This window comes from Reticulibacter mediterranei, assembly GCF_016587455.1.
This window is the reverse complement of the sequence record NZ_BNJK01000001.1, coordinates 5,678,865-5,694,488: the sequence shown is the minus strand read 5'-3', so window position 1 is coordinate 5,694,488 and position 15,624 is coordinate 5,678,865. Positions and strand designations below refer to the sequence as shown.

The following is a 15,624-nucleotide window of genomic DNA, read 5'->3' as shown; positions in this document are numbered from 1 at the left end:
CATTTCACTACGTTTTGAAAGGCAGGGTATCAAATCGCACGAGAGGCGCTGAGCGTTCTCGCCTCGTTGTCAGTCGGCAAAAGCCAGCCCTTCAATCTGCTCATATGTTATTTCTTGTCCGAGTGCCGCACTGAGCGCATTCGCAATTTTTCCGGCGGTTGCTTTGTAGATTTTCTTGCCCTTTTCCGCATCACTTACCGTCGCGGCACGGACACCTGCTTCACGGGCTAGTTGCGCCTTCGACCATCCCAACTTCACTCGGTATCCTTCAAGTGTCATCGCTACAGTCCCTCCAAAACACAGATTCATTCTCACCCAGTATGCCATTCATAGTATGACGATGTCAAGAGTTACGCAACGGTCCTTTCTGAAGTGTGTCGCTATCATACGGTTTCTAGCGAAAAGCATCGTTTTATGGTATAGTATTTCTAAGTCTATTGTTCTGTTCATCACACTCTTGGAGGACACGCAGGCCCACTTCTTCTGGTCTCATCATAGGAAGAGGCAAGGCACTTCGGCTGACAGAGCGTTTTTCATCTATCGTCGCTTGAGCCAACGAGAAAGGAAGCAAAGGCATGCCAGAACCCAAAACATTTGTCCTCCGCCAAGCGGAACACCGTCCTCATCTCTTCATCAAGGTCTTGCCGGATATTGACCGAAAACGCGCTACCGCTGTCCTGGTGAGGCAGTCGAAAACCGGGGCGGATACTGCAATGGCGGAAAGTCGGGAAACCCAACTAGGGCTGCAAGAGTACGCAAGCCTACTCTACAATGACGAGGAGCCACAGGTACAACTCTATGATGAAGGTGCGGGCGTCTCTGGGCAAAAACGGATTGACCAGCGGGCAGAACTTGACCGTCTTTATCGAGATATGCACAAGGGTCTCATAGGTACTCTTGTCTTGGCTAGAGAAGATAGGTTGTTCAGAAACAAGCATCTCGATCAAGTCGGCGTGTTTACGAAACTCGCTGAAGAACAACGAATTAAGGTGATTGTGCCTTCTCTCTCCTCTGCCACCAACGGTGAACGTACCAAAGTCTATGATTTTACGAGCTATCGAGATTTGATTGCCTTCCAGGACAAGATGCGCGAAGCTTACGGCTACATTGAAGGGCATGTCAAGCATATGCAATTGTGTAAGCAAAATAAGGCGGACAAAGGCGGCTATGACGGGCGTGCTTTGCCTCCGGGCCCCGCCGTCAAAGGCAAGAAACAAGAACAGGAAATCGTTATCTATGAGCCGTGGGCCAAAGAACTACGAAAACTTGCGCTGAGAGCACAGGCGCTTTCCTGGCATATGGGCAAGCTCACCCGTGAAGTAGCGGCGAAAGAGTATCTTTTCCCAGAAATCCCTGAAGAGGACCGGGAGCGTTATCAGTTCAAAACGAATATGCACCATATTGCTGGCGTGGGATATAAACCGCGTGATCCCAATACACTTCGGGAATGGTTCAAGAATGTCATGTATATCGGTTGGTTCCAGCCCCGCATGGACAGGCCGGATACCATTACCGATCATCACGATCCCATTCTGGATTATGAACTCTTTGCCGAAGGATACGCGGAATTAACCGGCTATACGTTGGAGGGAGAGCCGCTGGAGAAAAACAGAGGCGTTATCCGGCTGAAGGAAGTTCGTGAAGCACCGCTGGAACTGCTCCTGCACGGCAAGATGCTGGCGAAGTCGCCCCGGCCTGAGCTGAACGCCTATATTACGCCGGATACCCATCGGGGGAAACCTTATTACATCGGGGTGTGCAGCCGCGATAGCGACATGCGGAAAGTCAAGTTCCTGCATCTTGCGGGAGATCAATTTGATGCTCTCATCATCAAGCGCCTGAAAGCGCTTGAGTCTGCCGACGGGAACATTCAGGACAAGGTAAAAGTCGCGCTAGAGCAGGTCTATGCCCAGCATACTGAGAATTTTGTCAGCATCCATGAGCAACTGGAGGAGCTTACAAGACAGCTCGTGGAGAACGCGAAAAAGCGCATGAAAACCAGTGTAGATGATCCGATGTACGACATGCTGGAAGAGGAAAAGGTCGAGCTAATGCAGAAGCAAAAAGCTTTGGAGGCGAAGAAGGAACAGCTCGGCGTTATGGATAGCTCGGAAGAAATCGAGCTGCTGCATAACCTGCTTGGAAATTTTGATAAAGTGTGGGCTAGCTTTCCCTTCGAGAAGAAGCAGCGGGCCTTTCATATCCTCATCAACCGCATCGAGATAGAAATCGTCTCTACACACTGGTTGCGCCTGACGATTGACTGGCTGGATGCTATCTGCCCACGCCTGGATATTGCCTATATTTGGAAATCGGGTGCGAACCGCACAGGTGCGTTTACAGAAGAAGAGGATCATATCATCCGGCACTATTATTATGACGCTCCCAAGATGGAACTATTAAAGCTTCTGCCTAAACGAAGCTGGGTCTCTATCCGGGGAGAAGCGGAACGGTTGGAAGTCAGCCGGAAACCGGGACTGCCACTACCGGGGCGCAATCGGGCCTTATGTGAGGCTGCCTCTTACAGTGATGTCTGCCCTCAGTTGGATGATGTCTATCTTTTCGGGGATTATGACACGACGCGCCGCTACATCAACACGGCTAATAAACATACGTTACGCCAAGACAACGCGCTTTACCCTATCTGGCTGCTGCCTCTCGATTTGGATGAACTGAAATACGCCATTCAAGGGAACTTGGAGGAGATAGTATATGCCATTCAAGATGCAGTGGTCGCAGGCAACCATCTCGCTGGCAAGCTCCAGTTTGGTATTGTGCAGACGCAAGATCTGGCCGCTGTTCAGAACGAGCGCGAACTACCAACGCGCGTCATTCAAACATTTCAGACATTGCTCCAGCGGTTCGTCCTCACCAGAGTACTGCAAATGAATACATCATTTCAACCACCACTACCGCTGCGCCTCTTACAACGCATTCCCCTGCTCAGGGCGTTTCCGGCTCGATTGATCGGTTTTGGACTGCGGCATGTACGCATCAATAAACAACTCTTGTAGCTCCTATAAAAACGCGAACAAAAGTGGGCCGACCCTCGCGGGGCCGACCCACTCTTGCCAATTGTCTGGTCAGCAAAGGCCATTAAGCATGAGTGCCGCTGGCCTGCTTCTCCAGGTTCTTGAAGAACTGATCCAGACCTGCTTTGACCGCACCTTTGACAATCAACTCAGGAACGGCAGCAACCTTTCCCTCGCGATCGGCGTGTGCGTTGTAGGTGAGCAGCGTGTTCGCGCCATCATCAGCGAGATCAACAATGCAGCGAGCGCGAATGGTGCCCAGAGAGCTGGTTGGCTCGGTAATCAACTCAACGCGAGAATCAGGCACGACCTGTCCGGTCTGCAAATAGATGGTGTGAGGGCCACCGACACCTGGAATGCTGGTGGTGACGGTCAATTTGAGCTGGCGGCCGGTTGGGAAATCGACAAACTCAGCCGAGTCACAACCAGGAATGCTATTTTTGATTGCTTCCGGGTTCAAAAGAGCCTGAAATACAGCCTGACGGGAGGCATTAATCTTCTGGCTTCCAGTAAAATCCATAGATGCTTTTGACCTCTTCTATTATCGCTACTTGCCTCATACCCCGGACATTCAACACAAGCTTACGGGTATGAGTCAAAGCATACTTCCCCTAGATGCTAAGGGAGTAATGCTTCATCAGGTGCCTATTATAATAGGGGCAATGCAACATGCTCAATATGCTTAGCAAATAGTACTAGAAAGAGACTGTAAAGATAGCTAAAAAGTACGTTAACAATTTGCTTCTGTAACTCAACCATTCATATTTTTTGGGAGATAGAATAGGGAAAAAGTACCAGCAGGCTGGACGATATCCGCGCTTCTGATGCGTAAATGTGGTAATACTATGTTGCAGGACTGCAACCTGAAGAGTACAATGGTTCAAAGGAGGTCATTTCTTCATCTCAAAAAAGCATCCTGGCGAACTAAAGGAATTCATACATGGCGAATGAACAGCATTTACACATTTTGAAGCAGGGGGTCGGGGTATGGAATGCCTGGAGGAGTGCAAACAGGAAGCTAGCACCCGATCTGAGTAAGGTGGATTTAAGTGGCTGCGATTTGCGCGAGATTAACCTTGCGCGGAGCAATCTTAGCCAGACGAACCTCAGTCGGGCAGATTTGAGCGGGGCAACGTTAAGCTGGACCAATCTGGATAACACCAATTTGAGCGGGGCGAATTTGCGCGGCGCGTATTTAAACAGCGCCGATCTCCATACGGCGGCACTGGTAGGAGCCGATCTCCTCAAAGCGCACCTGCGCGAGGCATACTTGAATCAGGTCGATCTTCGAGGTGTCGATCTCCGCAAGGCAGAACTCTTTCAGGCACGACTGGTAGGAGCAAATCTGGAACGAGCCGATTTGTCGCAGGCTGATGTGCGCGAGGCCAATCTCAGTCACGCCGTTCTCTCCTTTGCAACGCTAGAACAGACATACCTGACCGGAGCGAATTTGAGCGGGGCCGATCTGCACGGTGCCCGACTGAGTGGTTCGGACCTCTACGGCACGTATCTGTCCGGGGCCAACCTTGCTAACACGCAACTGGATCGAGCATATATGGCACAGACCCACCTGGACGATGCACGACTGGAAGAGGCGGATCTCTGCGGCGCGAATCTCACTGCTGCCCTCCTCAATCGCGCCAATCTCAGCAAATGCAACCTCCTACGAGCCAATTTCAGTGGCGCCTCGCTCTCTCAGGCAGATTTGAGCGGAGCCAGAATCGGCTGGACTGTCTTTCACAACGTCGATCTGGGAAGCGTCAAAGGACTAGAGACCATAGAACACCAGGGAACATCGATGATCGATAGCGATACGCTCTCTCGCTCCCAGGGGAAACTTCCCGCCACCTTCCTGCAATACACCGCAAACTAACAACAAAAGGATATGGGCTGCACATCCTGGACGATGGTAGTACTACTCACAATCTGAAGCAGTACTACCATCCAGGTAGATCAGCAGTGCCCCTTCAAATAAGGAACCTCGCCCATCAATACGCTGCTTATTGAAATTTGAATATAGGGGTTGTCGAACCGTTGCTATTTGCTGGAACTGTGTAGCACTCGACATCCGTTTGCGTCGTACCTGCAAATCCCTGATAGCAGATAGTGTCGCCAGCGTTGGCAGGAAATTGCGGCGTGGAGCAAGCAAAGTTTTTACAGCGGTTCGTATAGGGCATGCCATGCCCCTGTAGCCCCGCTTTGATGGAAGTAGAGGTCGCGCTCCAATCAATAACCGTCGCCTTAAACATGCTTCCCGTATCGCCACACTGATCAAGCGCAACATCTAAATCGCCATTGCTAATACTATCAACAGACGAACAGCCTCTAGTAGAAGAGGCATGCTCGCCTGTTGCAAGCTTTTGACCAGGCATCTGAGCATGTGCTGCACCACCCTGATGCGCAAATGCAGCGACGCCAGCAAGCAACAGCAGTGCAATACCTATCACGCCAATCCATCGAGCAGCTCGCGAACGATAGATCTGTCTCAACATACACATAACCACCTTTCTTTGATTCTATACATTATTGCAAGTTCCCTCGCAGGGACACTTTTGCAGCAGTACCAGGTATCCAGTCACACACAATATAGTCTACGGCCATTTGCAAATAGATAAAGATCGTCATGGAAAGTGTTTTTACTGATGTCAGAAAGGTAGGCTTTGAGGACAATAAAACGCCGCTCCTCCGTTAGAACAGAAGAGCGGCGTATGACACAGGGAACACAGCTAAGAACGGTAGGTATGTTCTCTTTTCGTACTTATGCTGCCTCAGCTGTTTGATGTTGTTGAGCAGGTTGACGGCTGGTAAGCAGACCAATAAGATCAACGATAATGGCTGCGACGACGCCAATCCCGAACAGGACGCCCGGCAGAGCAATGCCCAGCAGCGCATCCAGCGAGTAGCTGCCAACGCCAACCCACCCAAAGAACAGTCCCACAACACCTAGCACAAGCGGATATTCATAGCCATTTTGCGTACTCCATAGCCCCTGTTTCCAGTGAAACTTGAGAACGGCCATCAGCATACTGGCAAAGACTGCGATACTGCCGAGGGGACTCAAGAAACCCAGCGCCAGCAATAGACCTCCGACGAATTCGCCTAGCGTGCCCAATAGTGTCCATAGCACAGCAGGCTTAAATCCCTTCGCCTGCAAGAAACCAACAGTCCCGGCAAAACCATGTCCACCAAACCAGCCAAAGAGCTTTTGCGCCCCATGTCCGGCCAGCAGCAAGCCAACGACGATCCGTAGTACTGCAAGTCCCAGCGAAATTTCCATTGTATAGCTCTCCATTTTCTTTGCTCATCCTTGTTATGAGAAGTCAACTTACCTTTAGTAAGTATCTTTAATTACAGAAATTATTGTATACCTTTGACTATATTTTGTCAAGAAACTAACTTTTTATTAGTTAGGATTTCATTATTGAAAACGCCGGGATGGTTTATTTTATTTCCCCGTTTTAAAATAAATAGCGGGCCTCGCAATGGCTCACAGCGAAATCTCTTTCAGGAGCATAATCAATGACAGACACCATTATCGTTACGGGCAGTGGACGAGGAATAGGAGCGGCAGCAGCCCTTCTTGCCGCTCAAAAAGGGTACGCCGTCTGCGTCAACTATACGCATCAAGCTGATCGAGCAAAGGAGGTCGTTGCCACCATACGTGGGCGCGGGGGAAAAGCATTGGCGGTACAGGGAGACGTGAGCGATGAAGCAGCCGTCAAAGCGCTCTTCGACACGGCAACCAGGCAGTTGGGACCGATAGCCGCCCTGGTCAACAACGCGGGCATTACTGGCAAGCTGGGTCGTTTTGTTGACCAGGAAACCGAGAGCCTGCGCCGTATTCTAGAGGTCAATATATTGGGAACCATGCTCTGTTCACGTGAGGCGGTGCGCCTCCTGTCCACAAAAAATGGAGGCAAGGGCGGAGCGATTGTCAATATCTCGACGCGCGCCGTCCAATTGGGTAGCCCCAATGAATACGTCCAGTACGCGGCATCGAAGGCGGCAGTAGAGACCTTCACCCTGGGCCTCGCTCGCGAGGTAGCCAGCGAAGGTATTCGCGTGAATTGCGTCAGCCCTGGTCTGATAGAAACTGAAATTCACGCGAATGCCGGAGATGCTGGACGTATCCAGCGCATCGCGCCGGGAGTGCCAATGCAGCGCGCAGGCAAGCCTGAAGAGGTTGCGGCTGCCATTCTATGGCTCCTCTCGGATGAAGCTTCATACTGTACCGGAGCGATTCTAGCGGTTGGAGGAGGACGCTAAATAAAAACGAACCCCGAAGAAACGGCTCTTCGGGGTTCAGATGCTTATACAGGCTAGCTGCCATTCCCTATCGAGAAAGCGACTGATGTGCCCGTGATATTCTTACCAGAGGTAAACTCCAACGTATAGGTACTGGATGGTGGGGTCTCGAAGACCGCCATACCCTGCAAATTGGAGGTTCCCGCTTCAATGATATCAAAATCGTCGAGATTGGAGTCATATGTGGGCGCACTCACCGTATCGCCAGATTTCAGACGGAGGAACCCACTATACAGGTAAACGCTTCCGTTGCCATCGGGATTATTCGCCTTGAGATTCACAAGCACAAAAACTTTCCCATTTTTTGCCTGTTTGCCATTGTTATAATAAATCTGTGTGGCATCCTTCAGCGTCCAATCCATACCGGCATATTGGAACGACTTATTGAGAGTGACCTGCTGCGGCTTGTACTTGCTAACATCTGCCCCGGTTTTGAGATCAAAGGTCATCTGCGCCTCGTCAGAAGCTCCCAGACGCAACGAAAGTTTGCTCAGATCTACCTGATCCTTCAACTCGAAATCCACCCAGTTTGTGCGCACAACGCCACCCTCGGGACCGCTATATTCCAGCGATTTTATAGGCGAAACGGTCGTCTTATCAGGCAAGACCAGCAGAAACGAGGAGCGATACGAGAAGTAGGAAGATTTTTGTGATGTCTGCTGCTCCTTGAAATTGACGCGCACATAATTTTTCTTGCTGCTATACGATAAACCGGACAGCGAATCATCAGAGAACTTATCGGCCTGTTGAACAGAAGTGAAGGTAAATTGAACGCTGGAATAGACCACGCTCAAGTCCACCTTCTGCTCGGCGGCAAACTGTCCTCCACTGCTATTACCTCCGCTGCTACTGCCACCAGTGCCCGTTTTATCGCCACCGCTGAACGCTTTAGACATCGCCCAGGCGCTTCCGCCGCAAATGACGAGAACGGCAACCACGATACCAAGCACGATATAAAGCGCAGGTGATTTTTTCTTGTTCGGTATAGCATAAGGATTGGGTGTGCCTAGCGGCGGCATATATTGTCCCGGCTGTGGAGGTGGTGCTCCATAGGGATTGGACTGTGGCGCACCCGAATAGGGATCTGTCGGCGGCGGTGGTGGCGTTGCAGTCCCGCTATAGGGATCATAGCTCGATGACGGATAGCCCGGAGGCGTTCCATAGGTGCTATTGGGCAGTCCAATCGGTGGTGGTGGTGCTGATGCATTATATCCTCCACCCGTATTCGGACCGGAACCAGGCGTAGCTGCTACCGTTGGCGGAAACGTTCCCGCTCCCTCCGGCTGCGATGGCGGCCCCGATGCTGCTACTGTTGGCGGAAACATCCCTCCACTGCCCGACGACGATGCCGCCATCGTTGGCGGAAAGACGCCACTCGGATTGGTAAGGCTCGCTCCACAGTTTGGACAAAATGCTTGCCCTGGGCTAGCTGGCGCATGGCATTTTGGGCAAGTTTGCGGTGATACTTGTGACACAGTTTTCTCCTCTTTAACTGATAGCTACAGAACCCGTTGATAGCTCAACGGGTCGCCAGTCCTTCGCTCACCCAATATGCAGTGCAAATATACTCAAGAAGATTCCCTTAACACAATAAAATCAGAAAATTACACATGTAATCGCTTTCTCATCTCTTCATTCAACAAAGAGAACTAGCTGCTGTCTCTTTAAGCTGAACAGTAGTGCTTCTTTTCTGGAACTACCTGTACATTGAGGGAGCTACCGTGCAAACGAGCTTCCATTGAAAAGCTCTTTTTACAGCGCAGGATAACACAATGAATAGAAGTTAGTCCATGTAATGCCCCAAAAGGTATAGTCTCTCTTCAGGCTCCTTCCCAAATCTTACTAAGTCTTCGCTATTATCTCTCACAAGCTGGAGTATTGCAGTGAAAAATTACCATTTTTCATTGAGAAATTGCGTGTGATAGGTGTAGGTAAAGTCATTGTTTTTCTTAAGCAAATTGAGTATGATCTAGAAAAGATAACGTTTTCCAACGTGTTTAGAGTATGCATTAAGAAGGAGATATCGTATGAAAACGATCAGTTTATCCAGCCAGAACACTGTAGAGACGGCTCCGGGTGTGCAAATGCAGGGCTTTGCTGGCGAACAACTGATGGTGACTCATCTGTTCTTTGAGGCTGGTGCTGGTCCGGCCGCCCATTCTCATCCCCATGAACAAATGACGATCATAGTGAGTGGAGAGGCTGAGTTTACCCTGGGAGAGGAGCGCACGGTGTTAAAAGCGGGCGATCTGATATCCATTCCAAGCAATGTTGTACATAGGGCAGTTGCACTTACTGCCGTTGAAATGTACGATATCTTTACGCCAACTCGCGCCGATCTCATAGAAAAGCTGGGGTTATAGCGATCATTGCTTCATAGTGCTATCCCTTTTCGGCCCTTACGTGCTCTTGCCATGATAAGGGCTGAATCTTCCCTCGTTGAACATTCCTTGCCATTCGAGCCGATTATCTTCCCCTCTTGCTTACCAAACTGATCGTACTATGCGTAACCTGAAACGCTCTTCTTTTAGAACCCGTATAGCATTACGTATAGCTTATACGAATACTCGGAAAGCTCACCAGTTGCAAATATGGGAGAACTGAGATTATGACAGACGCAACTATTCTTTACGAGGGAGACTATTTTTCTCTCCGTAGTAATGCTTATGGCGAATTTGTGCAGAATGGCAACGAAGCGCTGGCAGTACCACTTACCGAACAAAACGAGGTGATCCTACTAACAGAACCTTCCCCGGCCTTTGGCGAACCAGTGTTAGTGTTGCCAGGAGGTGCGACGGAGGCCGACGAAGATCATAGCGAAACGGCCATACGTGAGTTGCGAGAAGAAATCGGGCTGGCTCCTAACAGGATCGATTTTCTGGGAGAACTCCAACCATTCGCCAAATACTTCAGTATGCGCAGCTATCTCTACCTCGCGCGCGACCTTATTCCCAGTCCCTTAAAAGGTGACGAGTGTTATCCTATCCAGCAAGAAAAGGTTGCACTCTCCACATTTGAGACACTGATACAAAGTGGGCGTTTACGAGATGCTCGCACCATCGCGGCCCTCTATCTGGCGCGCGCCTTCCTGGCGGAGCAGCAAAACAAACATTCTGAAGATCCTGTATAAATATCGTCTACAAAGACTATGGCACATGAAGCAGGGATCACCACTTGACAAAAAATAGGGGTTCAAGTATGCTTCAGATACACTGGTATTCATCGTAATACTGTATCAGCATAGTGTCCATGCGTGTCAAGTATGGCTGTACAAAGCACTACTTGACCAGAACAGGGAGGGGGGCTGGCAGGGTTATCAGGTGCGTTATTCCAATAATAACATACTTATATCACATGCTTTTACAGTAGCGCTCTATTTAAGGAGAAGAAAAGAGCCAGCTGGCTGCTCCCCACTATCACGTAGCATTTCAACAGCGCACGAACCATCGTCTCAGCTACCCCCGTCATCCCATTTGGAATCTGTACTCTAATCTGTACGTTAATCAGCACAACGTTGTCATGGTTATTCCAGAGATGGAGGTATGGCCCATGTCGGATCTCGCCGCTCCTGGTGAGGATCGTCGCTCTATTCCCAGTTCGCCTGTATCCGGGCAGACTGAGGATGTAAACTGGCAGGCGATTGAAAGTAACAGCGATTTTCGCGAGCTTATACGCGAGAAACGCAATTTTATCATCCCCGCAACTATCTTTTTTCTCGTCTACTACTTCGGCTTCCTTATTCTCGTCGGCTACTTCCCAGATGTCGTTGACGTGAATGTGATCGGCAACATCAACATTGCCTATCTCTTCGCCCTTTCACAGTTCATCATGGCATGGATCGTCATGGCCCTCTACGTCAGGCGCGCCGGCACCTTTGATCGGCTGGCCCACAATATTCTTACTCGTGTAAAAGGTGAAAAGAAATGACAAAAGAAACCCAAACGCTGATCATGTTCGGCATTATCGTCCTCATTACCCTCGGCATTACTTTCTGGGCCTCGCGTCGCAATAAGACGACTACCGAATTTTATGCGGCGGGACGCCAGATCAGCGGTGTACAAAATGGCATCGCCGTAGCCGGTGACTATATGTCAGCAGCCTCATTCCTGGGCATTGCTGGCCTGATCGCCTTCAATGGCTACGATGGCTTTATGTATTCGGTTGGCTGGCTGGTAGCGTATCTAACGGTGCTATTGCTGATCGCCGAACCACTGCGCAACACTGGCAAGTTCACAATGGCCGATGTGCTGGCCCTCCGCCTGCGCAAAAAGTCGGTGCGCACGGTTGCCGCTATCTCAACGCTAGTGGTGACGCTGATGTATATGCTGGCACAGATGATCGGCGCAGGCTCCATCGTCAATCTGCTCATCCCGGCTATCGACTTTACCTGGGCCATCGTCGGCGTTGGCGTGCTGATGATCATCTACGTCATCTTTGGCGGCATGCTGGCAACAACCTGGGTACAGATTATTAAAGCTGTGCTGTTGATGGGCGGTGCGATTCTGCTCTCGATCATCGTGATGGCACAGTTCAACTTCTCTTTTACCCAGTTCTTCGACGCCATTTTCAACGTCACGGGCAAATATTGTGCCGATGGTAGCACGCTGGCTGCTGGTGCCACCGCCTGTGCCAACGGCGCAGCCCCGATTGTTAAACACTATACGCAACCGGGTTTGCTCTATCACGGCACCTACGGCTCATTGGACCTGATCTCGCTTGGCCTGGCACTGATTCTTGGTACCGCTGGTCTCCCGCACATCCTCATGCGCTTCTATACCGTTCCCAGCGCAAAAGCGGCGCGAACCTCGGTCGTCTGGGCCACCATCCTTATTGGTGCGTTCTATATCATGACGACCTTCCTGGGCTTCGGTGCCGCAACTCTGTTGGGGAAAGCTCATATCGGCGTGCAAAAGGGATCGGAATTTGTGCTGAACAACAACCTGGCCGCGCCTCTGCTGGCGGAAAAGGTCGGGGGAACGATCTTCCTGGCGTTCATTGCAGCGGTGGCCTTTGCGACAATCCTCGCGGTGGTCGCGGGTCTGACGATTGCTGGTGCCTCCGCTTTTGCCCACGATATCTGGCTTAACGTGGTCAAGAGTGGTCGGGAAGATGAGCGCGAACAGGTGGTGGTAGCCAAAGTGACAGCTGGCGTTATTGGCGTATTGTCGATCATTTTAGCTATTGCACTCAAAAATCAGAACGTGGCATTTCTGGTTGGCCTGGCCTTCGCCATTGCCGCCAGCGCTAACGTTCCGGCGATTGTGCTAACACTCTTCTGGCGGCGCTTCAATACCACTGGAATGATCGCTGGCATGCTGGTCGGCCTCATCAGTTCGGTGGTGTTAATCATCATCAGCCCGAGCATTATGGGCGCGGCGGCACCGTTCAAACTGACCAATCCGGGCATCGTTTCCATACCGCTTGGCTTTGCAGCTGCCATTATAGGATCGCTGGTCACGCGGGACGAAGCCGACGCAGAAACCTTCAGTGAAACCAACGTACGAGCGAATGTTGGTCTGGGGGCGGAAGTGTAGCTCACCACAAAGAGTAAATCGCAGGAACACGGTTCACACACCCACAGATAAGATGCAAGCTTGCGAACTGTGTTCCCTATGATACAAAAGCGAATGCCTGCCCGAAACCATTACGTAGAAAGGCAGGCACGTGCTTTTTGTGACCGAAGGCCGGTCGTAGAAGCCTAGCTCCAGGGTTGCTGTGCTGGTGGCTGCTGACTGACATTCTGCTGGCCTATAGTCGCAGCCGTAACCCGTGAGGAAAGCATCTGCTTGGCTCGATCTGCGCAATTGGTCTCCTCTTGCTGCCGCTGTGAGAAAAATTGGGCAAGTTCTTGATCACCAGCATTCTGAGCATCACGCACATAAATGGCATATGTGCGAGCACCTTCTAATGAATGATACAACACACTTACCAGATCAAAGTACGCATTACTTGTGTTTGTGGCTCTCTCTTCATTTGACATCATAAAAACAAACCTCCTATATTTTCTTCACCTTTTTGACGTTCAAAAGGAATTCTATAACCACCCACATCCTTGTCCACGATTCTAACGCCAGAAACGTTTCTCAACTATACAGAAAAATAGCGACACAGAAAGGCCCGAGCAAGGAGGTGAGCAGAAAAATATGCGTATTCTTCGAGGGGATCAGAGATGAAGGGACGAGAGGCATGTGTAGGCCACCAGGGCAGCCATCCTTACCCAGGTAGCACTACACACACCTACGCATTCTAATAAATACGTCAACAGTATCTTTTTGGATCATCAAGTGGCTCCTAATTTTTGCGGCATTTATATTGTGGTGCATTCATCCATTCTTCATCCATAGCTATGTATGCAGAGAACATACCAGCTCACATGGCTTGAGAAGCGAACAGGCCCGTTCGTCGCTATGCAGTGAGATCACACTTCCGAAAAGTTCCATATGGCTGAGAAAATTTGCCCAAAAAAGCTCGGCGACATAACAATCATGCTGTTATCGGTGATACAATACTAGCAGTGTGTACGGTACACGTAATAGCGAGGAAAATAGGCGGTTCTCATTGCCGCCGCCTCCCGCTTGCATTCACCAGGAGCTGCACCTAGATTTGAGGAGCAAATATGGACATTCTCCGCACACCAGATGAGCGGTTTGCCAACTTGCCCGGCTACGATTTCACGCCACATTATGTAGAAATCAACGGATTGCGTGTCCACTATATCGATGAGGGGCCAGAGGATGCTGATCCCGTGTTGTTATTGCATGGAGAACCTTCGTGGAGCTATCTCTATCGCAAAATGATCCCGATCCTGACTGCGGCTGGCTACCGCGCCGTTGCCCCCGATCTGGTGGGCTTCGGACGCTCAGATAAACCTGCTCGACGTGCATCCTATTCTTATCAACGGCATGTCGAGTGGATGCGCACCATTATGCGCGCGCTCAATCTCTGGAATATTACATTGGTCTGTCAGGATTGGGGAGGGCTGATCGGTTTGCGGTTGGCGACCGAGCACGAGTGGCGCTTCGCTCGCATCATCGCCGCGAACACTTTCCTTCCTACCGGAGATACACCTCCCGGTGCGGCCTTTTTGCGCTGGCAGCGCTATTCCCAGGAGACACCTGTCTTTCATCCGGGCGGCATCGTAAAAGGCGCGACCGTCACCGAGTTATCGCCAGAGGTGATCGCCGCCTACGATGCCCCCTTTCCCGATGAGCGCTATCTGGCAGGAGCGCGCGAGTTTCCGCTGCTCGTTCCCACCACACCTGACGATGCAGCTTCCGAACCCAATCGCCAGGCATGGGAGGTACTCAAGCAATGGAAAAAGCCCTTCCTGACCGCCTTTAGCGATTCCGATCCTGTCACTCGCGGCTGCGATACCATCTTCCAGTCACTCGTTCCAGGCGCACAGGGCATGCCTCACACGACGATTACCGGTGCGGGCCACTTCCTGCAAGAAGATAAGGGGCAAGAATTTGCCCATCTGATCGTCGATTTTATGGCGACGACTTGATTACCAGTTCCACCAAATACCACACCATAGACAAATCTGTGGAGAAACATGTTATACCCTCCCAGATTTGTCTACCCAACACCTCTACGCATTAATTGGAACCAACAACGCCTCCGACGAGACTTCCGAGCGATACATCAGCCGCAGGTTTTTGGTTGCCAATGCGGGAAGTTGAAAGGTAATCGTACCACTGCGGATTGTATGAGAAGCAATTGAGCCATAGAAATTATCGGAACTATTTGTCTGACCAAAGAAGTCTCCACCAGCACTAACCAGTTGAAAAAAGGCCGCTTGATTCTGAATTGATCGATCGCCAGTATTCTTGATCGTTATCGCAATATTGATCGCCACTGGATCGGGATTCGCCCCCTTTTGCCTGCTCACGGTATTGATCACAAGGGCACGATCTTTCAACACTATTTGCTGACTGGTAGAACTGCCGCCTGGAACTGGCGTGGAGGTAGCAATCTCAATTGGAGCGGCCCCATTGCTTTGAATCGGAGTTCCAGCTGCCGCCGTAATCCCAACTGTTGCGGTCTTGCCTGACGTGGGCATCGTTGCCACCTGTCCTGGAGATGATGCCGCTTTCTGCACAGGCGTTCCAGTTGCCACACTCGCGGCATTGGCCACATTCGGGATACCATCACCACAACCAACAAGTAGCAGGCAGGCGCAGAAAGACAGCGCTGCCAACATCACGTATTGTTGTCTAGATTTATAGAGCATTTTACCTTCTCTATCGAACGATCACCAACACATATCCACCAATATTCATTTATA

15 protein-coding genes are annotated in these 15,624 nt (G+C 50.7%); 8 read left to right on the top strand and 7 right to left on the bottom strand.

Annotation, left to right across the window (positions count from 1 at the left end; translation table 11 throughout):
- Positions 1-69 precede the first annotated feature (69 nt).
- Entirely contained in the window at positions 70-279 is a 210-nt protein-coding gene (locus K3T83_RS24550; protein WP_220205564.1) for a helix-turn-helix domain-containing protein, read from the bottom strand.
- A 296-nt stretch (positions 280-575) separates the two neighbouring features.
- On the opposite strand from K3T83_RS24550, the gene K3T83_RS24545 reads away from it, so the two are divergent.
- Complete coding sequence (locus tag K3T83_RS24545; RefSeq protein WP_220205563.1) at positions 576-3,014, top strand: recombinase family protein; 2,439 nt, start codon at positions 576-578, stop codon at positions 3,012-3,014.
- Between the two features lie 82 nt (positions 3,015-3,096).
- On the opposite strand, the gene K3T83_RS24540 is transcribed toward K3T83_RS24545, so the two are convergent.
- Positions 3,097-3,552 carry an SRPBCC domain-containing protein gene (locus tag K3T83_RS24540; RefSeq protein WP_220205562.1) on the bottom strand — a complete coding sequence of 152 codons (456 nt, stop codon included), beginning with the start codon at positions 3,550-3,552 and terminating at the stop codon, positions 3,097-3,099.
- Positions 3,553-3,972: 420 nt separating this feature from the next.
- Here K3T83_RS24540 and K3T83_RS24535 point away from each other — a divergent pair, with 420 nt between their 5' ends.
- The gene (locus tag K3T83_RS24535; RefSeq protein WP_220205561.1) at positions 3,973-4,905 is read left to right on the top strand and encodes a pentapeptide repeat-containing protein; all 933 of its coding nucleotides are present in this window, start codon (positions 3,973-3,975) and stop codon (positions 4,903-4,905) included.
- Between the two features lie 127 nt (positions 4,906-5,032).
- Here the strand turns inward: K3T83_RS24535 and K3T83_RS24530 are convergent, their stop codons facing one another.
- Positions 5,033-5,524, bottom strand: a complete 492-nt coding sequence (locus K3T83_RS24530; protein ID WP_220205560.1) for a hypothetical protein — start codon at positions 5,522-5,524, stop codon at positions 5,033-5,035.
- A gap of 266 nt (positions 5,525-5,790) precedes the next feature.
- Positions 5,791-6,309, bottom strand: coding sequence for a DoxX family protein (locus tag K3T83_RS24525; RefSeq protein WP_220205559.1), 519 nt, complete (start codon positions 6,307-6,309; stop codon positions 5,791-5,793).
- A gap of 242 nt (positions 6,310-6,551) precedes the next feature.
- On the opposite strand from K3T83_RS24525, the gene K3T83_RS24520 reads away from it, so the two are divergent.
- Positions 6,552-7,298 carry an SDR family oxidoreductase gene (locus K3T83_RS24520; RefSeq protein WP_220205558.1) on the top strand — a complete coding sequence of 249 codons (747 nt, stop codon included), beginning with the start codon at positions 6,552-6,554 and terminating at the stop codon, positions 7,296-7,298.
- A 53-nt stretch (positions 7,299-7,351) separates the two neighbouring features.
- Here K3T83_RS24520 and K3T83_RS24515 read toward each other — a convergent pair whose 3' ends face one another.
- Complete coding sequence (locus K3T83_RS24515) at positions 7,352-8,812, bottom strand: zinc-ribbon domain-containing protein (protein ID WP_220205557.1); 1,461 nt, start codon at positions 8,810-8,812, stop codon at positions 7,352-7,354.
- A 552-nt stretch (positions 8,813-9,364) separates the two neighbouring features.
- Here K3T83_RS24515 and K3T83_RS24510 point away from each other — a divergent pair.
- The 4 genes from K3T83_RS24510 to K3T83_RS24495 all read left to right on the top strand — a co-directional run bounded on the left by K3T83_RS24510 (position 9,365) and on the right by K3T83_RS24495 (position 12,871).
- Positions 9,365-9,700: a cupin domain-containing protein gene (locus K3T83_RS24510; RefSeq protein ID WP_220205556.1), complete on the top strand. Its 336-nt coding sequence runs from the start codon at positions 9,365-9,367 to the stop codon at positions 9,698-9,700.
- A 245-nt stretch (positions 9,701-9,945) separates the two neighbouring features.
- Positions 9,946-10,467 (top strand): NUDIX domain-containing protein, encoded by a 522-nt coding sequence (locus K3T83_RS24505; protein WP_220205555.1) that lies wholly within the window; start codon positions 9,946-9,948, stop codon positions 10,465-10,467.
- Between the two features lie 419 nt (positions 10,468-10,886).
- The gene (locus tag K3T83_RS24500) at positions 10,887-11,264 is read left to right on the top strand and encodes a DUF485 domain-containing protein (RefSeq protein ID WP_220205554.1); all 378 of its coding nucleotides are present in this window, start codon (positions 10,887-10,889) and stop codon (positions 11,262-11,264) included.
- The gene (locus K3T83_RS24495; protein ID WP_220205553.1) at positions 11,261-12,871 is read left to right on the top strand and encodes a solute symporter family protein; all 1,611 of its coding nucleotides are present in this window, start codon (positions 11,261-11,263) and stop codon (positions 12,869-12,871) included. The genes K3T83_RS24500 and K3T83_RS24495 overlap by 4 nt, the downstream gene beginning before the upstream one ends.
- Positions 12,872-13,035: 164 nt before the next feature.
- Here K3T83_RS24495 and K3T83_RS24490 read toward each other — a convergent pair whose 3' ends face one another.
- The gene (locus K3T83_RS24490; protein WP_220205552.1) at positions 13,036-13,320 is read right to left on the bottom strand and encodes a hypothetical protein; all 285 of its coding nucleotides are present in this window, start codon (positions 13,318-13,320) and stop codon (positions 13,036-13,038) included.
- 633 nt (positions 13,321-13,953) lie between these two features.
- Between K3T83_RS24490 and K3T83_RS24485 the strand changes: the two genes are divergently transcribed.
- Positions 13,954-14,844: a haloalkane dehalogenase gene (locus K3T83_RS24485; RefSeq protein WP_220205551.1), complete on the top strand. Its 891-nt coding sequence runs from the start codon at positions 13,954-13,956 to the stop codon at positions 14,842-14,844.
- 84 nt (positions 14,845-14,928) lie between these two features.
- Here K3T83_RS24485 and K3T83_RS24480 read toward each other — a convergent pair whose 3' ends face one another.
- Positions 14,929-15,570 (bottom strand): DUF4352 domain-containing protein, encoded by a 642-nt coding sequence (locus tag K3T83_RS24480; RefSeq protein WP_220205550.1) that lies wholly within the window; start codon positions 15,568-15,570, stop codon positions 14,929-14,931.
- Positions 15,571-15,624: the final 54 nt, after the last annotated feature.